This is a genomic window from Humiphilus diazotrophicus, from assembly GCF_059726315.1.
This window is the reverse complement of sequence record NZ_AP040870.1, coordinates 6,444,658-6,460,177: the sequence shown is the minus strand read 5'-3', so window position 1 is coordinate 6,460,177 and position 15,520 is coordinate 6,444,658. Positions and strand designations below refer to the sequence as shown.

At 53.3% G+C, this 15,520-nt stretch carries 9 protein-coding genes; all 9 read left to right on the top strand.

What is annotated here, in order from left to right:
- Nucleotides 1-11 precede the first annotated feature (11 nt).
- A complete protein-coding gene (locus AC6I7T_RS26195; RefSeq protein WP_497790742.1) occupies nucleotides 12-1,433 on the top strand; it encodes a GumC family protein in 1,422 nt (473 codons plus the stop codon).
- Between the two features lie 64 nt (nucleotides 1,434-1,497).
- Nucleotides 1,498-2,217 carry a CpsD/CapB family tyrosine-protein kinase gene (locus AC6I7T_RS26190; protein WP_497790741.1) on the top strand — a complete coding sequence of 240 codons (720 nt, stop codon included), beginning with the start codon at nucleotides 1,498-1,500 and terminating at the stop codon, nucleotides 2,215-2,217.
- 22 nt (nucleotides 2,218-2,239) lie between these two features.
- On the top strand, nucleotides 2,240-6,763 hold the full coding sequence (locus AC6I7T_RS26185) for a beta strand repeat-containing protein (RefSeq protein ID WP_497790740.1): 4,524 nt from the start codon (nucleotides 2,240-2,242) through the stop codon (nucleotides 6,761-6,763).
- A gap of 14 nt (nucleotides 6,764-6,777) precedes the next feature.
- The gene (locus tag AC6I7T_RS26180; RefSeq protein ID WP_497790739.1) at nucleotides 6,778-8,688 is read left to right on the top strand and encodes a DUF2079 domain-containing protein; all 1,911 of its coding nucleotides are present in this window, start codon (nucleotides 6,778-6,780) and stop codon (nucleotides 8,686-8,688) included.
- Complete coding sequence (locus AC6I7T_RS26175; RefSeq protein ID WP_497790737.1) at nucleotides 8,681-10,183, top strand: lipopolysaccharide biosynthesis protein; 1,503 nt, start codon at nucleotides 8,681-8,683, stop codon at nucleotides 10,181-10,183. Before AC6I7T_RS26180 ends, AC6I7T_RS26175 begins: the two co-directional genes overlap by 8 nt.
- Nucleotides 10,184-10,185: 2 nt before the next feature.
- The gene (locus AC6I7T_RS26170) at nucleotides 10,186-11,409 is read left to right on the top strand and encodes a glycosyltransferase (protein WP_497790736.1); all 1,224 of its coding nucleotides are present in this window, start codon (nucleotides 10,186-10,188) and stop codon (nucleotides 11,407-11,409) included.
- Nucleotides 11,406-12,770 carry an O-antigen ligase family protein gene (locus AC6I7T_RS26165; protein ID WP_497790735.1) on the top strand — a complete coding sequence of 455 codons (1,365 nt, stop codon included), beginning with the start codon at nucleotides 11,406-11,408 and terminating at the stop codon, nucleotides 12,768-12,770. The genes AC6I7T_RS26170 and AC6I7T_RS26165 overlap by 4 nt, the downstream gene beginning before the upstream one ends.
- Nucleotides 12,767-14,017: a glycosyltransferase gene (locus AC6I7T_RS26160; protein ID WP_497790734.1), complete on the top strand. Its 1,251-nt coding sequence runs from the start codon at nucleotides 12,767-12,769 to the stop codon at nucleotides 14,015-14,017. The genes AC6I7T_RS26165 and AC6I7T_RS26160 overlap by 4 nt, the downstream gene beginning before the upstream one ends.
- On the top strand, nucleotides 13,983-15,218 hold the full coding sequence (locus AC6I7T_RS26155; RefSeq protein ID WP_497790733.1) for a glycosyltransferase: 1,236 nt from the start codon (nucleotides 13,983-13,985) through the stop codon (nucleotides 15,216-15,218). Before AC6I7T_RS26160 ends, AC6I7T_RS26155 begins: the two co-directional genes overlap by 35 nt.
- Nucleotides 15,219-15,520 lie beyond the last annotated feature (302 nt).

Here is a 15,520-nt window from a genome sequence, read left to right as displayed (position 1 = left end):
GAGGACACCCTGTGAACGACATTCAACAAGCGCTGAATCGAGCACTTTTGGTACTTCGCTTTCGATGGTTACAGATCGTTCTTGTGGCCCTGGCCGTAGCGTCAGTGCTGTCTGTTGCCATCTGGTTTATCCCTAACCAGTACTCTGCGACTACAACAATTCTTGTCGATCCGCAAAAAGTACCGGAGAAATACGTAAGCTCTACAATTTCGGAAGATCCGGGCGAGCGTCTGAATACACTTACGCAATCCGTATTAAGCACCTCGCGGCTTTCCGAGATCATTCAGCGTTACGACCTCTTCCCGAAAGATCGGGACAAGATCGGACGGGATCGTCTGCTTACCCGGCTGCGCAGTCAGATCCAGATTCAAGTCAAGAGGACGAGCGGAAACAGCCTTAGCGCCTTCTCCATCACTTTCCGCAGCACTTCTCGGGACAAGGTCGCGCCGGTCACAAATCAGCTGGCTCAGAGCTATATCGACTGGAATCTCGAAAGCCGTCAGCTGCAGGTGGAAGGGACCAACCAGTTCCTGAACGATGCACTGACCCAGGCTCGCAAGAGCCTCGACGACCAGGAAGAGAAACTGCGCACCTATCGCTTGCAGCACGTCGGAGAGATGCCTGAACAGCTACAGGCAAACCTGATGACGCTCAATCGTTTGCAGGCGAGTCTGCAGGCTAACGCCGACGCACTGAACCGGCTGGATCAAGACAAGGTGCTTTCCTATAACACTTCGTTACTGGCTCATTCCGTTTCCTCCGCTTCCTCGGGCTCAACTGTATCTCCGTTGCAAACTCGCATTGCAACGGCCAGGCAGCATTTGCAAGATTTGCGTGAGCGTTACACGGCGCAGCATCCTGACGTCCTGGCAGCAACCGAGCAACTCCAGCAGTTGGAACAGGAGGCCGCAGGCCAGCACCAGACAATCAGAGTCGATGCTTCAGGACAGCATGTACCGACAACGGATGCCGAGCTCTTCGTAACGAGAAAGGACAAGCTTCTCCGCGACCGCAAGCAGTTGGAAGAACAGGTTCGCCACTATCAGGCGCTGGTTGACTCCGTTCCCATCCGCGAAGAGCAGGTTGGCCAGCTGATGCGCGATTACGAAACTTCCAAGGAGAACTATCGTTCGCTCCTGGAGAAGAGTTATTCCGCAAAAATGGCGACGCAGTTGGAGGAAAAGCAGCAAGGAGAGCGCTTTCAAGTATTAGATCCCGCGCTTTCTCCCGATCGTGCCGATTCACCAAATCGTCCGGTTATGTGGGCAGGAGCTCTATTCGCCGGGCTTGCCTGTGGAATTGCAATTGCAATTGTTCGTGAACGCATGGACACCTCCGTTTCCGGGGAAGCGCAGCTCGTCGAGTTGCTCCCCAAAGGAGTCCCGATTATTGGTCGCATTCCCCATATAGCACCTGTGCGTAAAGCCTCGTGAGGACTGAGTGAGAGAGCCAAAGATGCCCATATTTAGCCGATCTTCCGCAGATGTACCTATAGAAATGAAAGGCCTTCATACACTGTCTTGGCCAGAGAAGGATGTCACCGCACACGCTAAACGGCTTGCACCGTTGGTGTTTGCAAACGATCCCTTTGGAGTCATAGCCGATCAATACAGAACTGTAGCTTGCTCAATTCAGCAACGCACACAGTACAGACGCCGTCTCTTGGTCACCAGCCCAAGTGGCGGCGACGGCAAAAGCACAACAGCGCTCAATATGGCTTGGGCGCTTAGTGAAAGAGGATTAAACGTTCTGCTGCTCGAACTGGACCTTCGCAAGCCTGTCCTCCACACAATGCTGGGCAAGTCCCCCGCCGCGCACGGCATTGCCGATGTTCTGGATGGAAAGGCAAGCATCCTGGATTCGATCTATCAGATAACTGGAACTTCACTTGCAGTGGCTTCTGTAGAGTCGTCTGTTACCAATGCTGCCCGTCTTCTACAAAACGGGAACTTGGGAAACATGCTCACTCGAGTGGAATCGTTGTTCGATTGGGTCGTGATGGACGCGCCGCCGGTTTTCCCCGTCTCCGACGTCATGGAACTGGCTCCGCACTCCGACACGACTTTGATGGTAGTACGTGTTCGTAAGACCCCTACTCCCCTAATCACCCGGGCCGCTAGTGTTCTAGGAAACCGTCTTACCTTCGTTCTGTTAAACGACAGCACGGGTTCGCTGGATTCCTACGATCGTTATCTATCGAATTACAGAGGAGAATGACCTCTCCATGGGAAAACACAATATGTTTTATAAAAGGCGACCACGAGTCGCCCTATCTTCGCTGTTTCTGCTGATCGCTGTATTCCTGCTGGCGTTGCCAGCTCCCCAGGCATTTGCACAAACGTTCGATCTAACCGTAGACGTGTTGGTTAATTCCTCAAATTCAACGGGGTACAATACCAGCTCAAGCAACCCTGGCGAGTTCCAGCGCTACCCGGAACGCTATCTCGAGCATCTTCAGATTCCTTATCGAATCATAGACGTCTCCACAACTGCACCCCCGGATCTCACTTCTGTCCAGCTCATCATTGCAGGACATAAAGGATTGAATCTGAGCAGTGCATGGCAACAGGCCATTGCCACGGCTGTAGCCGACGGCTCTGGTTTTGTGAATCTCGATTCAGATCCGAACATTGGATCGAACTACCACATCCAGCAGATATTCTCTGCAACTAGTTCGCAAACTGGTACCGCTGCCACACAAATCACCATCCCTGCGGCTTATCTTCCAGATGGAACATCGCCGCACTACATCACTGCATTACAGTTGCGTTTCCCGAGCGGTACCACGGGAGACCTTACCTATCCCTTCCATCAAAACGACCAATATGTAACCAACTCTGCTACGGCAACCGTACTGAACGGCGCGAGCGGAACTGTTCTCGCCTATCTTGGTACCGATCCGCTTGTCACCGCAGTACAGACACCCGGAGGCAGAGCTGTAAACTTTGGAACCTATGACTACCTGAAAGCCGACCGCTTCGGCTTCATGATGGGCCTTGACGACCTCTTCTGGAGAAGCCTGGTATGGGCGGCGAGAAAGCCCTTCGTCCTGCGTGGCTATCCCCATTTGATGGCCGATCAGATGGACGATGAAATCAGTGGCTGGACGGATCGTCTTTCCGCTCTTTGGGATACCAGCTTGACTGGAACCACGAATGCCGATGGAACCGGTGGTCCCTGGAAGGTAAATGCTAACGTACAGACTGGTGAGATCTTTGCAGGTGGAGCAGAACGTACCGCCATGCTCAATCTCATGCAGAGCGGCTTCCTTAAGGTTGTGATTCACACGGTTACAGGAGGCGAGGGCGGTGACTTCTATTGGCCCGGTTCCTCCGCAACACAGCTTACCGATAGCCAGTGGCTGACAAATCTGAATACCGGCCTGCAGTGGTTTCAAGGCAATGGCGGAACCGACACCATTCCCTCGAAATATCTCTCCAAGAGCCTGGTTCCTCACTTTTGGGATCTCAGCAACAATACCGGCTACGATCTCTGGAACTCCTTAGGCATTCGCTACCTGACGACGATCCAGAAACCGGGCGCCTATTACCTTCAGACTCCGGCAAAGACGGATGCACAACGACTTGCGTTGAGGCCCTTCCGCCTTTACGAACTACCTCCTACCTACGGTAACCCGGCTGAAACATGGCCGATCTATTACGCTGACGACATCACCGTAAATAGCCGCACCGGGCTTCCGTCAAAGACCTTCTTCTCTTTCTGCTCCCAATTGTTGGGATACACCTACCCTCGTTTCGATGCCGACTGGCCAAATGACCCCGCTGGCATCACCGTTGCCAACAGCGTTGAGAACTGGTCTGCCTACACCTGGAGATTCTGGTCCAGCATGGCTCCTGTCCAGGTCTACAACCATGATGGCGGAAGCTTTGCAAACGGAGCTACTACCGAACAGCAACAGGCTGTCAAGGGCATTTCCAACTTCCTGAATCAACATAGTGTTCGTCACGTATTCATGGATGATCTCGGGGATTACATGCGGGCTCGTACCAAGTCGACCCTCAGCACAGCCTCGGCGACAACAACAACGCTGACCATGAACTTTACCGGATCGGCCACCGATGCAGACGGCAACACCGTCCCGACGTATACCTATCTGTTTACCGGAGACAATGAAGGAACGCTTCTGTCTGTTCCCGGCTTTACAAGTGGATATACCTGGACTGGTGCACAGTCCACGCCGCCACGCATTCTGGCACTTCCCGAAACAGTGAGCTTCCTTTCGCTACCGGGGGGCACGCAACAGACGCAGAATCTCATTGTCAAGAACAATGGTGGCGGATCCCTCACCTACAACGTTCAATCCAATCAGTCATGGCTGGCAGCAACGGCAACTGCAGGAACTGCACCGGGTTCCATTACGGTGACGGCGACTCCTGGAAACCTTGCTAAGGGAACGTACAACGGAACAGTCACCATTACCTCGAACTCGGCAAGCAATAACCCAGTAGCAATTCCTGTTACTCTGGAAATCCAGAGTCCTTCCGTCGCTGTCACTCCGACTTCGATCACCATGTCGGGTGCGGTAAACGGAACGATTGCTTCCCAGGACATCTCGATCACCAATGCGGGATCGGGAACCCTGAACTGGACCACGCAATCCGATGCTGCCTGGCTGCAGGTTTCCGCAAGCAGCGGCACCGGACCGGCAACCGTCACGCTATCTCCTCTCATCACGGGCCTGACCGCTGGAACACATACGGGGCATGTGACAATTGGAAATGCAAACGACTCAACCAACAGTAAGGTCGTAACCGTTACGCTTACACTCACCGCTTCCCTGCTACAAACAGGGTCGGGAGCCGTAACTCTTGATGGCTGGGCGTATTCGCCTCTGGGCCTCGCCTCCAACTGGAGTGTCAGCGGAAACGCAATCGTCAATAATGGCGGTGGACATACCCAGCTCTATACCGGCAATGCAACCTGGTCGAACTACACCTTCCAGGCAAGCATCCGCCTCTCCTCGCTAAACAACTACCCTGGTGGCATCCGGGCATACATCTCCCCAACCGGAGCATCGTATGCAGCCTGGATCTATCCCGGAAACGGCTACATCAAACTGTTCAGAACAAGCACCTGGAACATTGACTCGAATCTGGCAGTGCTGGGCACCTCTTCGTCGATCTCCATCGACACAGCTTCCGCCCACACACTGGCAATTCAAGTGGCCAACGGTGTCGTCACTGTTCTCTATGACGGCAATCCGGTTATCACCGCAAACGACTCAACACTGACGGGTGGAATGGTTGGATTGGATGTCTCGAACCAGCCGATCGCCTACAGCAACTTTCTGGTAACCAGCGCACAAGCGCAGCCTGCGGTAACGATGCAGGTCACGCCTGCTCAAATCAACCTGACTGCAGTGGCAGGTTCGAAGGGCACCACTAGTCAGCAGGTTACAACCTCAATGAGCGATAACGGCTCGGCGGCTGTCTCCGTATTGCCTAGCATCTCCTGGCTTACGGGAACCTCGCAGACTGGAATGTCACCGTTGCAAAGCAGCTTTGTAGTTGACGCTACGTCATTGTCGGCGGGCACCTACACAGCTACGCTCCACGTTGTCTCAAAGGGAGCCGGCAATGGAGACGTAAGTATCCCGGTCAACGTAACCGTTACACAAGCCTCCGCAGTACAATCTTCAGCAGCGCCAACAAGCCTCAGCTTTAACGGCTATGCTGGCGGAGCCAATCCTGCAGCTCAATCCGTCACGATCAGCTCGAATCCTACGGGAGCATCTTTCAGTGCAACCGCAGATTCCCCCTGGATCTCCATTTCTCCTTCTACTGGAAGCACGAATGGAGCAATCTCAATTACAGCATCGGTGGCTAGCCTGACCGCAGGCACCTATACCGGCAACGTGACAATTACGGTGGCTGGCGCCTCTGCAGCGATTACCGTACCGGTAACGCTGGTAGTTTCGCCAACCAGTCTGGTTACAACGCCTGCCAGTCTCAGCCTGGTGGGTAGCACAACCTCGAATCCGTTACCGGCAAACATCACGCTCAACACATCCAATGGTGTTGCCAGCAACTGGACTTCATCGCTCAACTCTGCCCTGTTTACCGCTACGGCAAGCGGAACAACGCCTTCTGCCTTGGCAATCGGAGCTGTTTCAACAGGACAGGCCGTTGGAACATACTCCGGAACGCTAACAGTTACGCCATCCTCTTCGGGTATTAGTGGAGTTCAGGTTCCGCTGACACTCCGGGTAGGAACGCTGTTGTTCTCCGATAACTTCCAGAATGGCACCGGCAACTGGACAGCATCGCCTATGGGGCTGGCCAGTGGATGGACCGTTACTGGCTCCGGCTATCAGTACAACGGCGGAGGTGCAACCCAGCAGTATGCGGGAGACAGTTCCTGGACGAACTACACCTTCCAGACACGGCTAACGCTTACAAATGCCCTTAACTACCCCGGTGGAATCCGCTTCCGCGTCAATCCAGCGACAGGAGCAGGATATGCACTCTGGTTCTACCCGGGTAGCGGTATCGTAAAACTCCTGAAGACCGGCCAATGGAATATCGATTACGGATTCTCGGTCTTAACGCAGGCATCCGGGGTTTCTCTGGGTGCGGGCGTCCATGACGTTCGTATCGATGCCAATGGAACCAACTTGACCGTATTGGTCGACAACGTGCAACTATTCACGGTTGCCGACAGTACCTACGCCTCTGGCTTGATTGCTCTCGATGTCTCGAATCAGCCAGTGGCCTACAACAACATTTCAGTAATCAGCTACTAGCGACGAAACGAAGAATGAGGCCCGCTATTTCACCGGTAATGACAGGAACGATGGCTGCAGAACCTGTACACGCGATAAAGTCACGCTTACGGCGTTATACAGCCATCAGCTTTGCTCTATCGGAATCCCTCTTGGGGTTCTTATGGATCGTTATTCCCATACTCCGTGCATACTCGTTCAGGCACTTTTTCCTGGCACTACTGACGAGTGCATTGGTTCTTCCCCTAGCGCTCCGCAGTGTGAGCAATGTCGTAAAGGCGATGTCTTCGACTCCCTGGACGCCAGTGTTTTCGCTGTGGTTCCTGGGCCTCTTTCTTCCTGAGATCGTTGTTGCACAAGCACCTTCTTCGTCACTCATTCCAGCAACCGCAGCTCTTATCTTTGCGGTACTGGAGGCAAGTGTCCTTAAACCTAAACTTCAATTCACACGATCCGATATCCGTGCGGAGAGCCAACCAGGCTCACCGCACGGCATTTTGATCGGGTGGATGGTTCTCTATTTCTGCATCAGTTCATTCCTGGCACTGTGGAAGCTGCGTGCCTTCGGATACGTTGGGCAAGACATTGCATACTTTATGCAATGCCTGTATTCGACCCTGCACGGGCACCTCTTTTATGCCAACCAGTATCACGATCTTCTTTATAGTCACCCGGTTTGGAGTGACTTCGCTGGACACAACCAGCTGGTTCTCTTCCTGCTTGCACCTCTCTACGGCGCGTTTCCGCATGCCGAAACATTACTGCTCAGCAGGAATCTCGTAGTTACGCTTTGCGCTTTGCCGCTTTACCGGATCGCTCGCCTGTACTTCGATAAGGTTCCGGCCCTTGTATTGACAATCGCCTGCATGATTGCCCCGGCCTTTCTGGGCCAGATGATGTATGACTACGCACCTCTGAGCCTGGCCGGGCTACCTCTGCTCCTGGCGATTGAATCGCTGCTTACCTACCGCAAGGTCCGGTTCTATGTCTGCCTGGCAGTTCTGCTTATTATCCGGGAAGATTTGATCTTTGCCGTGGCAGGACTGGGGATGTGGGCATTGCTCCGGAAGAGAAACTGGACATGGTGGGCACCATCATTCCTGCTTGCAGGCGGCTGGGCCGTCCTGACCTGGAAGCTGGTCTTTCCGCACTTTCTGCAAGGCGCTACCTCCGCAGTAGGAGCGTGTTTCGTAGACCTCGGCAATACGCCCGGAGCCATGCTCTCCGGCATCATCCATCACCCGGAGCTGATCTTCTATCGGGATACGGGAACCTACCTGAGAGGCATTATGGCTCCCGCCGGCTTATTTCCGGCCTTCGCCTCGCCCGCCGGGTTGATGGCTCTTCCGTATATTGCCATCAACATGCTGGGCAGCCGTGGTTGTGACTCCGCAATCGTATTTCGGCATTATTCTTTGATCCCGTTCCTGCTGCTCTTTGTCGGTAGCATTATTACCCTCTCGCATGTGTCGAGATATCTCTCGCACAGAGTACAGATACACGCCAATACTCAGCGCTGCTTCTCGTTCCTGCTGCTCTTCGCAAGCGCAACCTCCTTGGTAATCGCCGTCGGGAGCAGTGAGTTGGAAGCCTGGCACAGTGCTCCATGGCACTCCGAAGCACGCCAGCTGCCTCACTATATTCCACAACAGGCCTCTGTAGCGGTTCCGCGCTACATGCTGCCTTCTGTGGCAAACCGTGCAGGGGTTTACCAGTCACTTAGGCTGCTTGAGTACTCACACCCTGATGCCTCCTACATCGTGATCGATAAGGACTGGACCAGGATGCATGCCAGCCTTCGCTGGAAGCCCGAATACGACGAGTTGAGAGAACAGCTGGAACACAATCCCGGCTTCGATGTGATCTACGACTCTTCTAATTACCGCATTTATCGACGAACAACAGGACATTTGGTTTCCAACAGGGAGATATCGGGGAATGAGTGACTTACGGCTATTAGGCAAGGATGTAGTCCAATATCTCTCGGGTAAGGTTGCCTTGATGTGCCTGGGCTTCCTTTCATTTCCCTTTCTTACCCGGGTCCTCTCTCTCGAGCAGTATGGTCAACTGAGTCTGTTATTGAAACTTGCGGTGGTCTGGACTGTTATCGGCAAATGCGGACTGCAGAATGCCGTTCAGCGCTTCACCCCTGCACCAGGAAGCGACAACGAAGCAGCCAGGATTTCGGCCTTCACCACGTTTACGCTCACCGTCCTGATGATTGCCGTAGCCTGTGTCTGTTTGGGATACGCGGGCATTCGTCTGACACAGCCGCACCTATCCCAGGCGGTTCGCGTGCTGCTTCCCGTCACCGCGGCACTTGTAATCACGCGTGCGGTACAACCGATTCTGTCCGCCTTCCTGCGTGTAGAACATAGGCCGATGCTATACAACGTCTGCGAAGTCCTGGGCAAAATGCTGGGTATCTTTCTTGGCGTCGGGGCGGCGGTTCTAACTGCCAGCCTCTTTCTCTATCTCTCCGGACTGGCGATTGCGGAAACGCTCATTGCTGCCTCCCTGGTGTTCTGGTTCTGGAAATCGGGCCGAATCAGGCTGGACGCATGGAACACCCAATTAGCTTCTACCGCGTTGTGCTTTGCTTTTCCACTAATCGCCTATGAGCTGGCTTCCGTGGTGCTCGATTCCGGCGACCGCCTTCTCATTGCCCGTTTTCTAGGAGCAGCACCGCTCGCCTACTACTCCGCCGCATACTCTCTGGCAACTTATGCGGAAGAGACACTGATGGTGCCAATCAATCTGGCAATGATGCCCATCTATGTCCAACTGTGGGAGCGCTCCGGTTACGAAGCAACTCGGCAGTTTCTATCCCGCAGCCTCCGGCTTTATCTTGTTGCCGTCGGAGGTCTGGCACTATGCTCCTTTCTCGGAGCGCACGACCTGATTTGTACCCTTGCCTCGAAACGTTATGCAGCAGCCAGTTCTCTCTTCCCCGTTCTGATCTGCGGGCTGCTGGTGTATGCGATACACATCTTTGTGAATGCTCCACTGATCCTTTACAAACGGACAGTAACACTCACGATAATTACCATCGTATCGGCTGCACTGAATTTGGGATTGAATTACCTTCTGCTGCCTCGGATCGGCCTCATGGGCGCAGCGCTTGCGACCCTGCTCAGTTATGTATTCCTGGTTGCGGTGCTCGCAATGGTGGCTATGCCTATCATGCCCCTGGCTGTCTCCTGGAGAAGCATTCTAGTTCCGCTGCTCTCGGCCGGCGTGGCATGGGTTGTAGGACGAAACATCATCTTGTCTATCCCCATGGTTGAGCTTGTTGTCCGCTGCCTGACAGCGTTGACGATTTATGCCACAGGCGTGTTGCTCTTTCACAATGACTGCAAAAATATCCTTCGCTCATATTTTGCGTCGACGCAGCATAAAGTGAAAACGCCCGCGCTTGTAGCAGAAAGATTAGGCGACTAACGATGAACCATAATTCCCCAAGCCCAGCAACAAAAGTCCTTATGCTTGCCGATGCTTATCTCCCCTGGTCCGGAGGTTCGCGTGTCTATTATCACAATCTTCTGTCGCGCTTGAGTCTGTTGCCAAACTACTTCATCCGCGTCCTGACCACGCATTGCAATGGGGAGCAAGCCTTCGATGCTGCATATCAAAGCGATTCTTTCCTCATCCTCCGCTATGGTAAGAGGCTTCCCACCTTCCATTTCTGGCGTTGGTTTGCCGGACTTAGAAGAATTCTGCTTATCTTGTGGCATATCTTTTCCTGGGAGCCTGATCTTGTCTATTGCGGCGACCTCATGCCTCAAGGCATTGCTGCTTATCTAGCTAAGCGCATCTTCGGTGTGCCGTATCTGATCTTTGTCCATGGAGATGAAATCAGCCAGACCAATCGCCGCCGTTTCGTACCGAAGCTGCGGGATGTAATTTACCGGAACGCCAACGCTATAGTTGCAGCCAATCCCTTTGCCTTCCGGCTTGTCTCGGAAATTGCAGGCTCCGACGTAGTGTCCTTGATCAAGCCCGGCGTGGATAGGCATGCCTTTTATCCCCCGACTCCCTCACCACGGCAAAAGGATGCTCCTTCGCCTGTAATCCTCACCGTAGGAAGACTCTGCCCCAGGAAAGGACAGCAGGATGTCCTGGCGATTCTTCCCGACCTCATCAAAGAGTTCCCCAATCTCCTTTGGTCGGTTGTCGGGGATGGACCAGACCGCGAGTACCTCGAAGAAACGGCAAAGAAACTGGGCGTCCGCGATCACATCTTCTTCGCCGGAGACATTCCCCACGAACAAGTTGCAAATCATTACCGTTCCTGTGACCTCTTTGTCATGATCAACCGCACCGAGAAGAACGGCGATATCGAATCCTTCGGCATGGTCTTTGTCGAGGCTGGAGCCTGCGCAAAGGCTGTGGTTGGCGGAAGATCCGGTGGAACAGGCGACGCCATCATGGAAGGCAAAACCGGACTTCTGGCTGAACCGCAAAATCTGAACGACATCCGCGAAAAGGTCCTTCAATTGCTTAAAGACAATGACATGAGGCAAAAGATGGAACAAGCCGCGGTTGAAAATGCCGTGGTTCATTTTGACTGGGATAAGGGGGCCGAAATCCTTGATCATGTAACACGCCCGATCATCAAGGCCCGCAAAACAAACGCGCAATTGAAGACCACGAGGCCGATTTCATGAACGTGTTGACGACCTTGTTCGGAGCGGATGCCAGCCGCACAGCTCTGGTAATTTACTTTGCGATGATCATCGGCAGTATCCTCTCGATCGTCCGCAATCCCAGAGTTGCGTTATATGTGCTAATTCCCCTTCTTCCGCTCCAGACATTGAGATATCAGCTGCATATTCTTCCCGGTGGAGACCAGCTGATAGATATTCTGTTGCTCTCGTCATACATAGGCTTCCTGATGCGAATGAAGGAGTACCCTGCTCCCTCAACACGCTTCAGTATGTTCCTTATATTTCTGGGCTTCTATTTCTACGTCTCCCTGTGTTGGGGATCGCTGGTGATTCACCACGATCTTCCCTTCTCTCCCAGCGACGAACGGCTCTCCGATTGGAAGAGCTATATAGAGATGTTCCTCCTCTACGGAATTGTGAGCAGGGTTTTTACGGACAAGAAGCAATACCGGCTCTTGCTGGCCCTGATGATCTTTACCGTTCTGGCCTCAGACTACGCATACATACGTACCGTCGCAGATAGAGACTTCTCGAAATACTCCGATAGTGCCCGTTATGCCGGTGTCTTCGGCTATGCCGGAGAAAATGGTGCAGCTGCCTTCATGGCGCAATTCACTATCTTCTGCCTGGCAATTCGGCATGGAGTTTCCTCGGTCATCGAAAAAGCTACGCTGTGGGTGGTAATTGCCATGACATTTTTGTGCATGGTTCTTACCTTCTCGCGCGGAGGATATTTAGGCTTCGTCATGGGCCTCCTCTTTCTTGGAGTAGCGAAAGAGCGTAAATGGCTTATCGTGCTCGTGGTTCTTCTCTGCAGCTGGCAAGCAATCCTGCCCTCCGGAGTGAAAGACAGAATTACGATGAGTTACCAGGGCGGCGAACTGGACGAGTCCGCACAGGAGCGCATCATGCTCTGGCAGGATGCCTCGGAGCTCATCCGCGATAATCCGATCTTCGGAACCGGATACGTATCCTATCGCTATCTTGGTCGAACCATCTATAGCGACACACATAACTATTATTTGAAGGTTGCAGTGGAGATGGGTCTCGTGGGCCTGCTCCTCTTCTTCTCAATTCAGTTCTCAATCTTCCGCTATGGTTGGCAGCTCTTCCTCGCCGCAAAGGACGATAAACTACTTAGCTCCTTAGGACTAGGACTGGCCGCTCTTCTGGTAACATCCGCAATCACCAACTTCTTCGGCGATCGATGGACCTATCACCAAATCTCAGGCTATACGTGGACATTCCTAGCTCTGACGGTTAGAGGCATCGATCTTGTTGGTCAAAAGAAGAAGGAAATCGAAGAGCAGGAACCTGAACCAATCTATACCGGACTACCAGCAAAGGTGGCAGCAGAATGAGTTACGCTTCCGTTTCCATACCCAAGGAGACTCGCGGAAATCTCTACCCTTTTCCCGGGAGAGTTGCGGCAGATCCGTTCCCGACAGAGCATCTGGACCTGACACGAATTCGCAGGAGTCATTTCCTTTTTCTCGTGGATCAACTTGAAGCACTGGGCGGCGGAGAGCGCATGATGCTCCGCATCGCCGAAAGGCTGCAGCAGATTGGCTCTCGAGTCAGCGTTGTTACCTTCCGGAACCCGGTCTCGCAGGAAGTGCACTTCGAACCCGTCCATGTATATGAGCTTGAACGCGTGGCCAGCTGGCAAGGTATCAAGACCTCGTTTCAGCTGGGCCGCTGGATGCGCAGGGAAGGTGTCGATCTTGCACAGACCTTCTTTGTAAGTGCCGATCTCTTTGGTGGACTGATCGCCAGGCTCGCCGGAGTACCGGTCCTGGTCTCAAACCGCCGCGATATGGGACTGTTGCGCACACCTCGTCATCAATCCCTCTACCGCAGGATTGCGCCGATGTTTCACGGCACCATCACTGTCTGCGAAGCTATCCGGCAGCAGGTGATTCGTGAAGACCGCGTGCAGGAGCGGAAAATTCGCACCATTTACAACGGAGTCCTTGCCGATCCCAAAACGGTATCGATCTCGAACGAAGGTATCAAGATTCTGCAGGAGGCAAACGTTCCTCTTGGCGCGCCTCTGGTCCTGAGTGTTGCACACGTCCTGCCCTGGAAGGGATATAAGACGTTCCTCCATATGGCTCACGAAGTCTCGCTGGAGTTTCCGGATACCCATTTCCTAATAGCAGGAAGAATTGCCGACACGGAGCTCGAAAAAGAACTTCGCAACCTATGCGATGAATTGAATCTCACTTCGCGGGTGCACTTCCTTGGGAACGTAAAAGATCCCCGCTCCCTGATGCAGCTGGTAGACGTCTTCTGTCTGCTCTCCGATAGCGAAGGCATGCCCAATGCCTTGCTTGAGGCCATGGCCTCCGGACTTCCAGTGGTAGCGACTCAGGTTGGCGGCGTTGGGGAGATTCTGTCGAACTCGAATATAGGAAGCATGGTTCGGGCTGGCGATTATCAGTCTGCCGCTTCCCATGTCTGCGCCTATCTCCACTCACCGGAACTGAGTTACAGGACAGGGCAACTTGCGCTACAGCATGTTCAGTCCAGATTTTCCTTCGAAAACATGATGCAGGAGCTGCTCGAGTACTATGACGAACTTCTTAGCGAACATCACAAGAACTGATATCGGCCTGCTCCTCTTCTGTGGAGCGGCACTGCTACTTTTCTATATCTATCTGGGATATCCGCTACTGCTCAGCGTGGTCGCCTTCTTCTTTCCCAAGAGGAAAGCTGCGCCGACAACCGACCGCAGCCTGACCATGATCATTGCAGCCCGCAATGAAGCAGCAGGAATTCGGAAGAAGCTCGAAGAGACACTGGCTCTCGACTATCCGAAAGACAAGCTTCAGATTATTGTTGTCTCCGACGACAGCGATGACGGAACCGACGATATCGTCAAAGAGTTCAAGACTCGCGGCGTTGAGTATATCCGCATCTCTCCCCGTGGTGGAAAGACGAATGCGCAAAATGTTGCTGTCGGCTATGCCCGCAACGAAATCATCGTCTTTTCCGACGCCACAACCGTTCTCAAGGGAGACTGTCTGCAGTATCTGGCTGGCAACTTCTCCAATCCTAAAGTTGGAGCGGTAGGTGCACGCTTCGTCTATGCCGATCCAACCGAAGACTCTCCCACCGGGAAAGGCCAGATGGCGTACTGGAGCTATGATAGCCATATCCGCAACCTGCAATCGAGAATTCACAGCACCACAGGATGCTCAGGCTGCCTTTATGCCATCCGTCGCGAACTCCATACCCCTCTGGCATCCAGCATTATCGACGATCTGATCCAGCCGTTGCTGATTGTAAGAAAAGGCTATCGGGTTCTCTACGAAGACCGCACTCTTGTTATGGAAGAGACTACTGTCTCGACAACTCAAGAGTTTCGGATGAGAGTTCGGGTTATTACCGGAGCACTTTGGGGCCTGCTCTCTATCTATCCCATGCTGCTCGGGAAAAGCGGATTGTGGATGGCATTGCAGATCTGGTCACAGAAACTGCTGCGCTGGTCGGTGCCGTTTGTACTTCCGGTCCTGTTTATCGGTACTTGCCTGCTGGCACAAAACCCGATCATGCTAGGGATCTTGTTGCTGCAAGTGGCCTTCTATCTTGCGGCTGCAATGGCCTACTTCATTCCCGCTGTGCGCAAGCTGCCGGCACTCAATATTCCGCTGTATTACTGCACAGTCAATGCTGCTGTATTAGCCAGCATCCTGCAACTCCTCAAGAAAGAAAAGTTTACGACCTGGGAACCGCAGCGAGCTGTCATTGAGAACTGCACCGAGAGCAGCGCTGCGAAACAAGAAGAACTCATGGCAAGAGGTTGAAGCCGATCTTCCGTATCTAGAGCAAAACCAGACTACAAGGGGTGCTATAGGACCGGAAGGTTCCTATAGCACTTTCTTTGCAGCTCCAGAACTATGGAGGGTGTTGTTACAACTAGGCTCAAAATCCCCATCTTCGCCGTAAAGTGAAACGAAGCGGCATAGCACTTTCCGGAAAAACAAAGATCAAGTCACCATGGCTTACGCGGCTCTCTGCTATCCCCGTGAAGAAATGCCTAGGAGATAAGCGCCCGCTTCTCCCCACACCCTATTTCCTGACCTGCTCGAATGATTTGATTTGGGCT

What these genes read in the sequence shown, in the direction of transcription:
- AC6I7T_RS26185 (WP_497790740.1), top strand. Translation starts at nt 2,240, where the DNA reads ATGTTTTATAAAAGGCGACCACGAGTCGCCCTATCTTCGCTGTTTCTG.
- AC6I7T_RS26190 (WP_497790741.1), top strand. Translation starts at nt 1,498, where the DNA reads ATGAAAGGCCTTCATACACTGTCTTGGCCAGAGAAGGATGTCACCGCA.
- AC6I7T_RS26160 (WP_497790734.1), top strand. Translation starts at nt 12,767, where the DNA reads ATGAGTTACGCTTCCGTTTCCATACCCAAGGAGACTCGCGGAAATCTC.
- AC6I7T_RS26170 (WP_497790736.1), top strand. Translation starts at nt 10,186, where the DNA reads ATGAACCATAATTCCCCAAGCCCAGCAACAAAAGTCCTTATGCTTGCC.
- AC6I7T_RS26175 (WP_497790737.1), top strand. Translation starts at nt 8,681, where the DNA reads ATGAGTGACTTACGGCTATTAGGCAAGGATGTAGTCCAATATCTCTCG.
- AC6I7T_RS26165 (WP_497790735.1), top strand. Translation starts at nt 11,406, where the DNA reads ATGAACGTGTTGACGACCTTGTTCGGAGCGGATGCCAGCCGCACAGCT.
- AC6I7T_RS26155 (WP_497790733.1), top strand. Translation starts at nt 13,983, where the DNA reads ATGACGAACTTCTTAGCGAACATCACAAGAACTGATATCGGCCTGCTC.
- AC6I7T_RS26180 (WP_497790739.1), top strand. Translation starts at nt 6,778, where the DNA reads ATGAGGCCCGCTATTTCACCGGTAATGACAGGAACGATGGCTGCAGAA.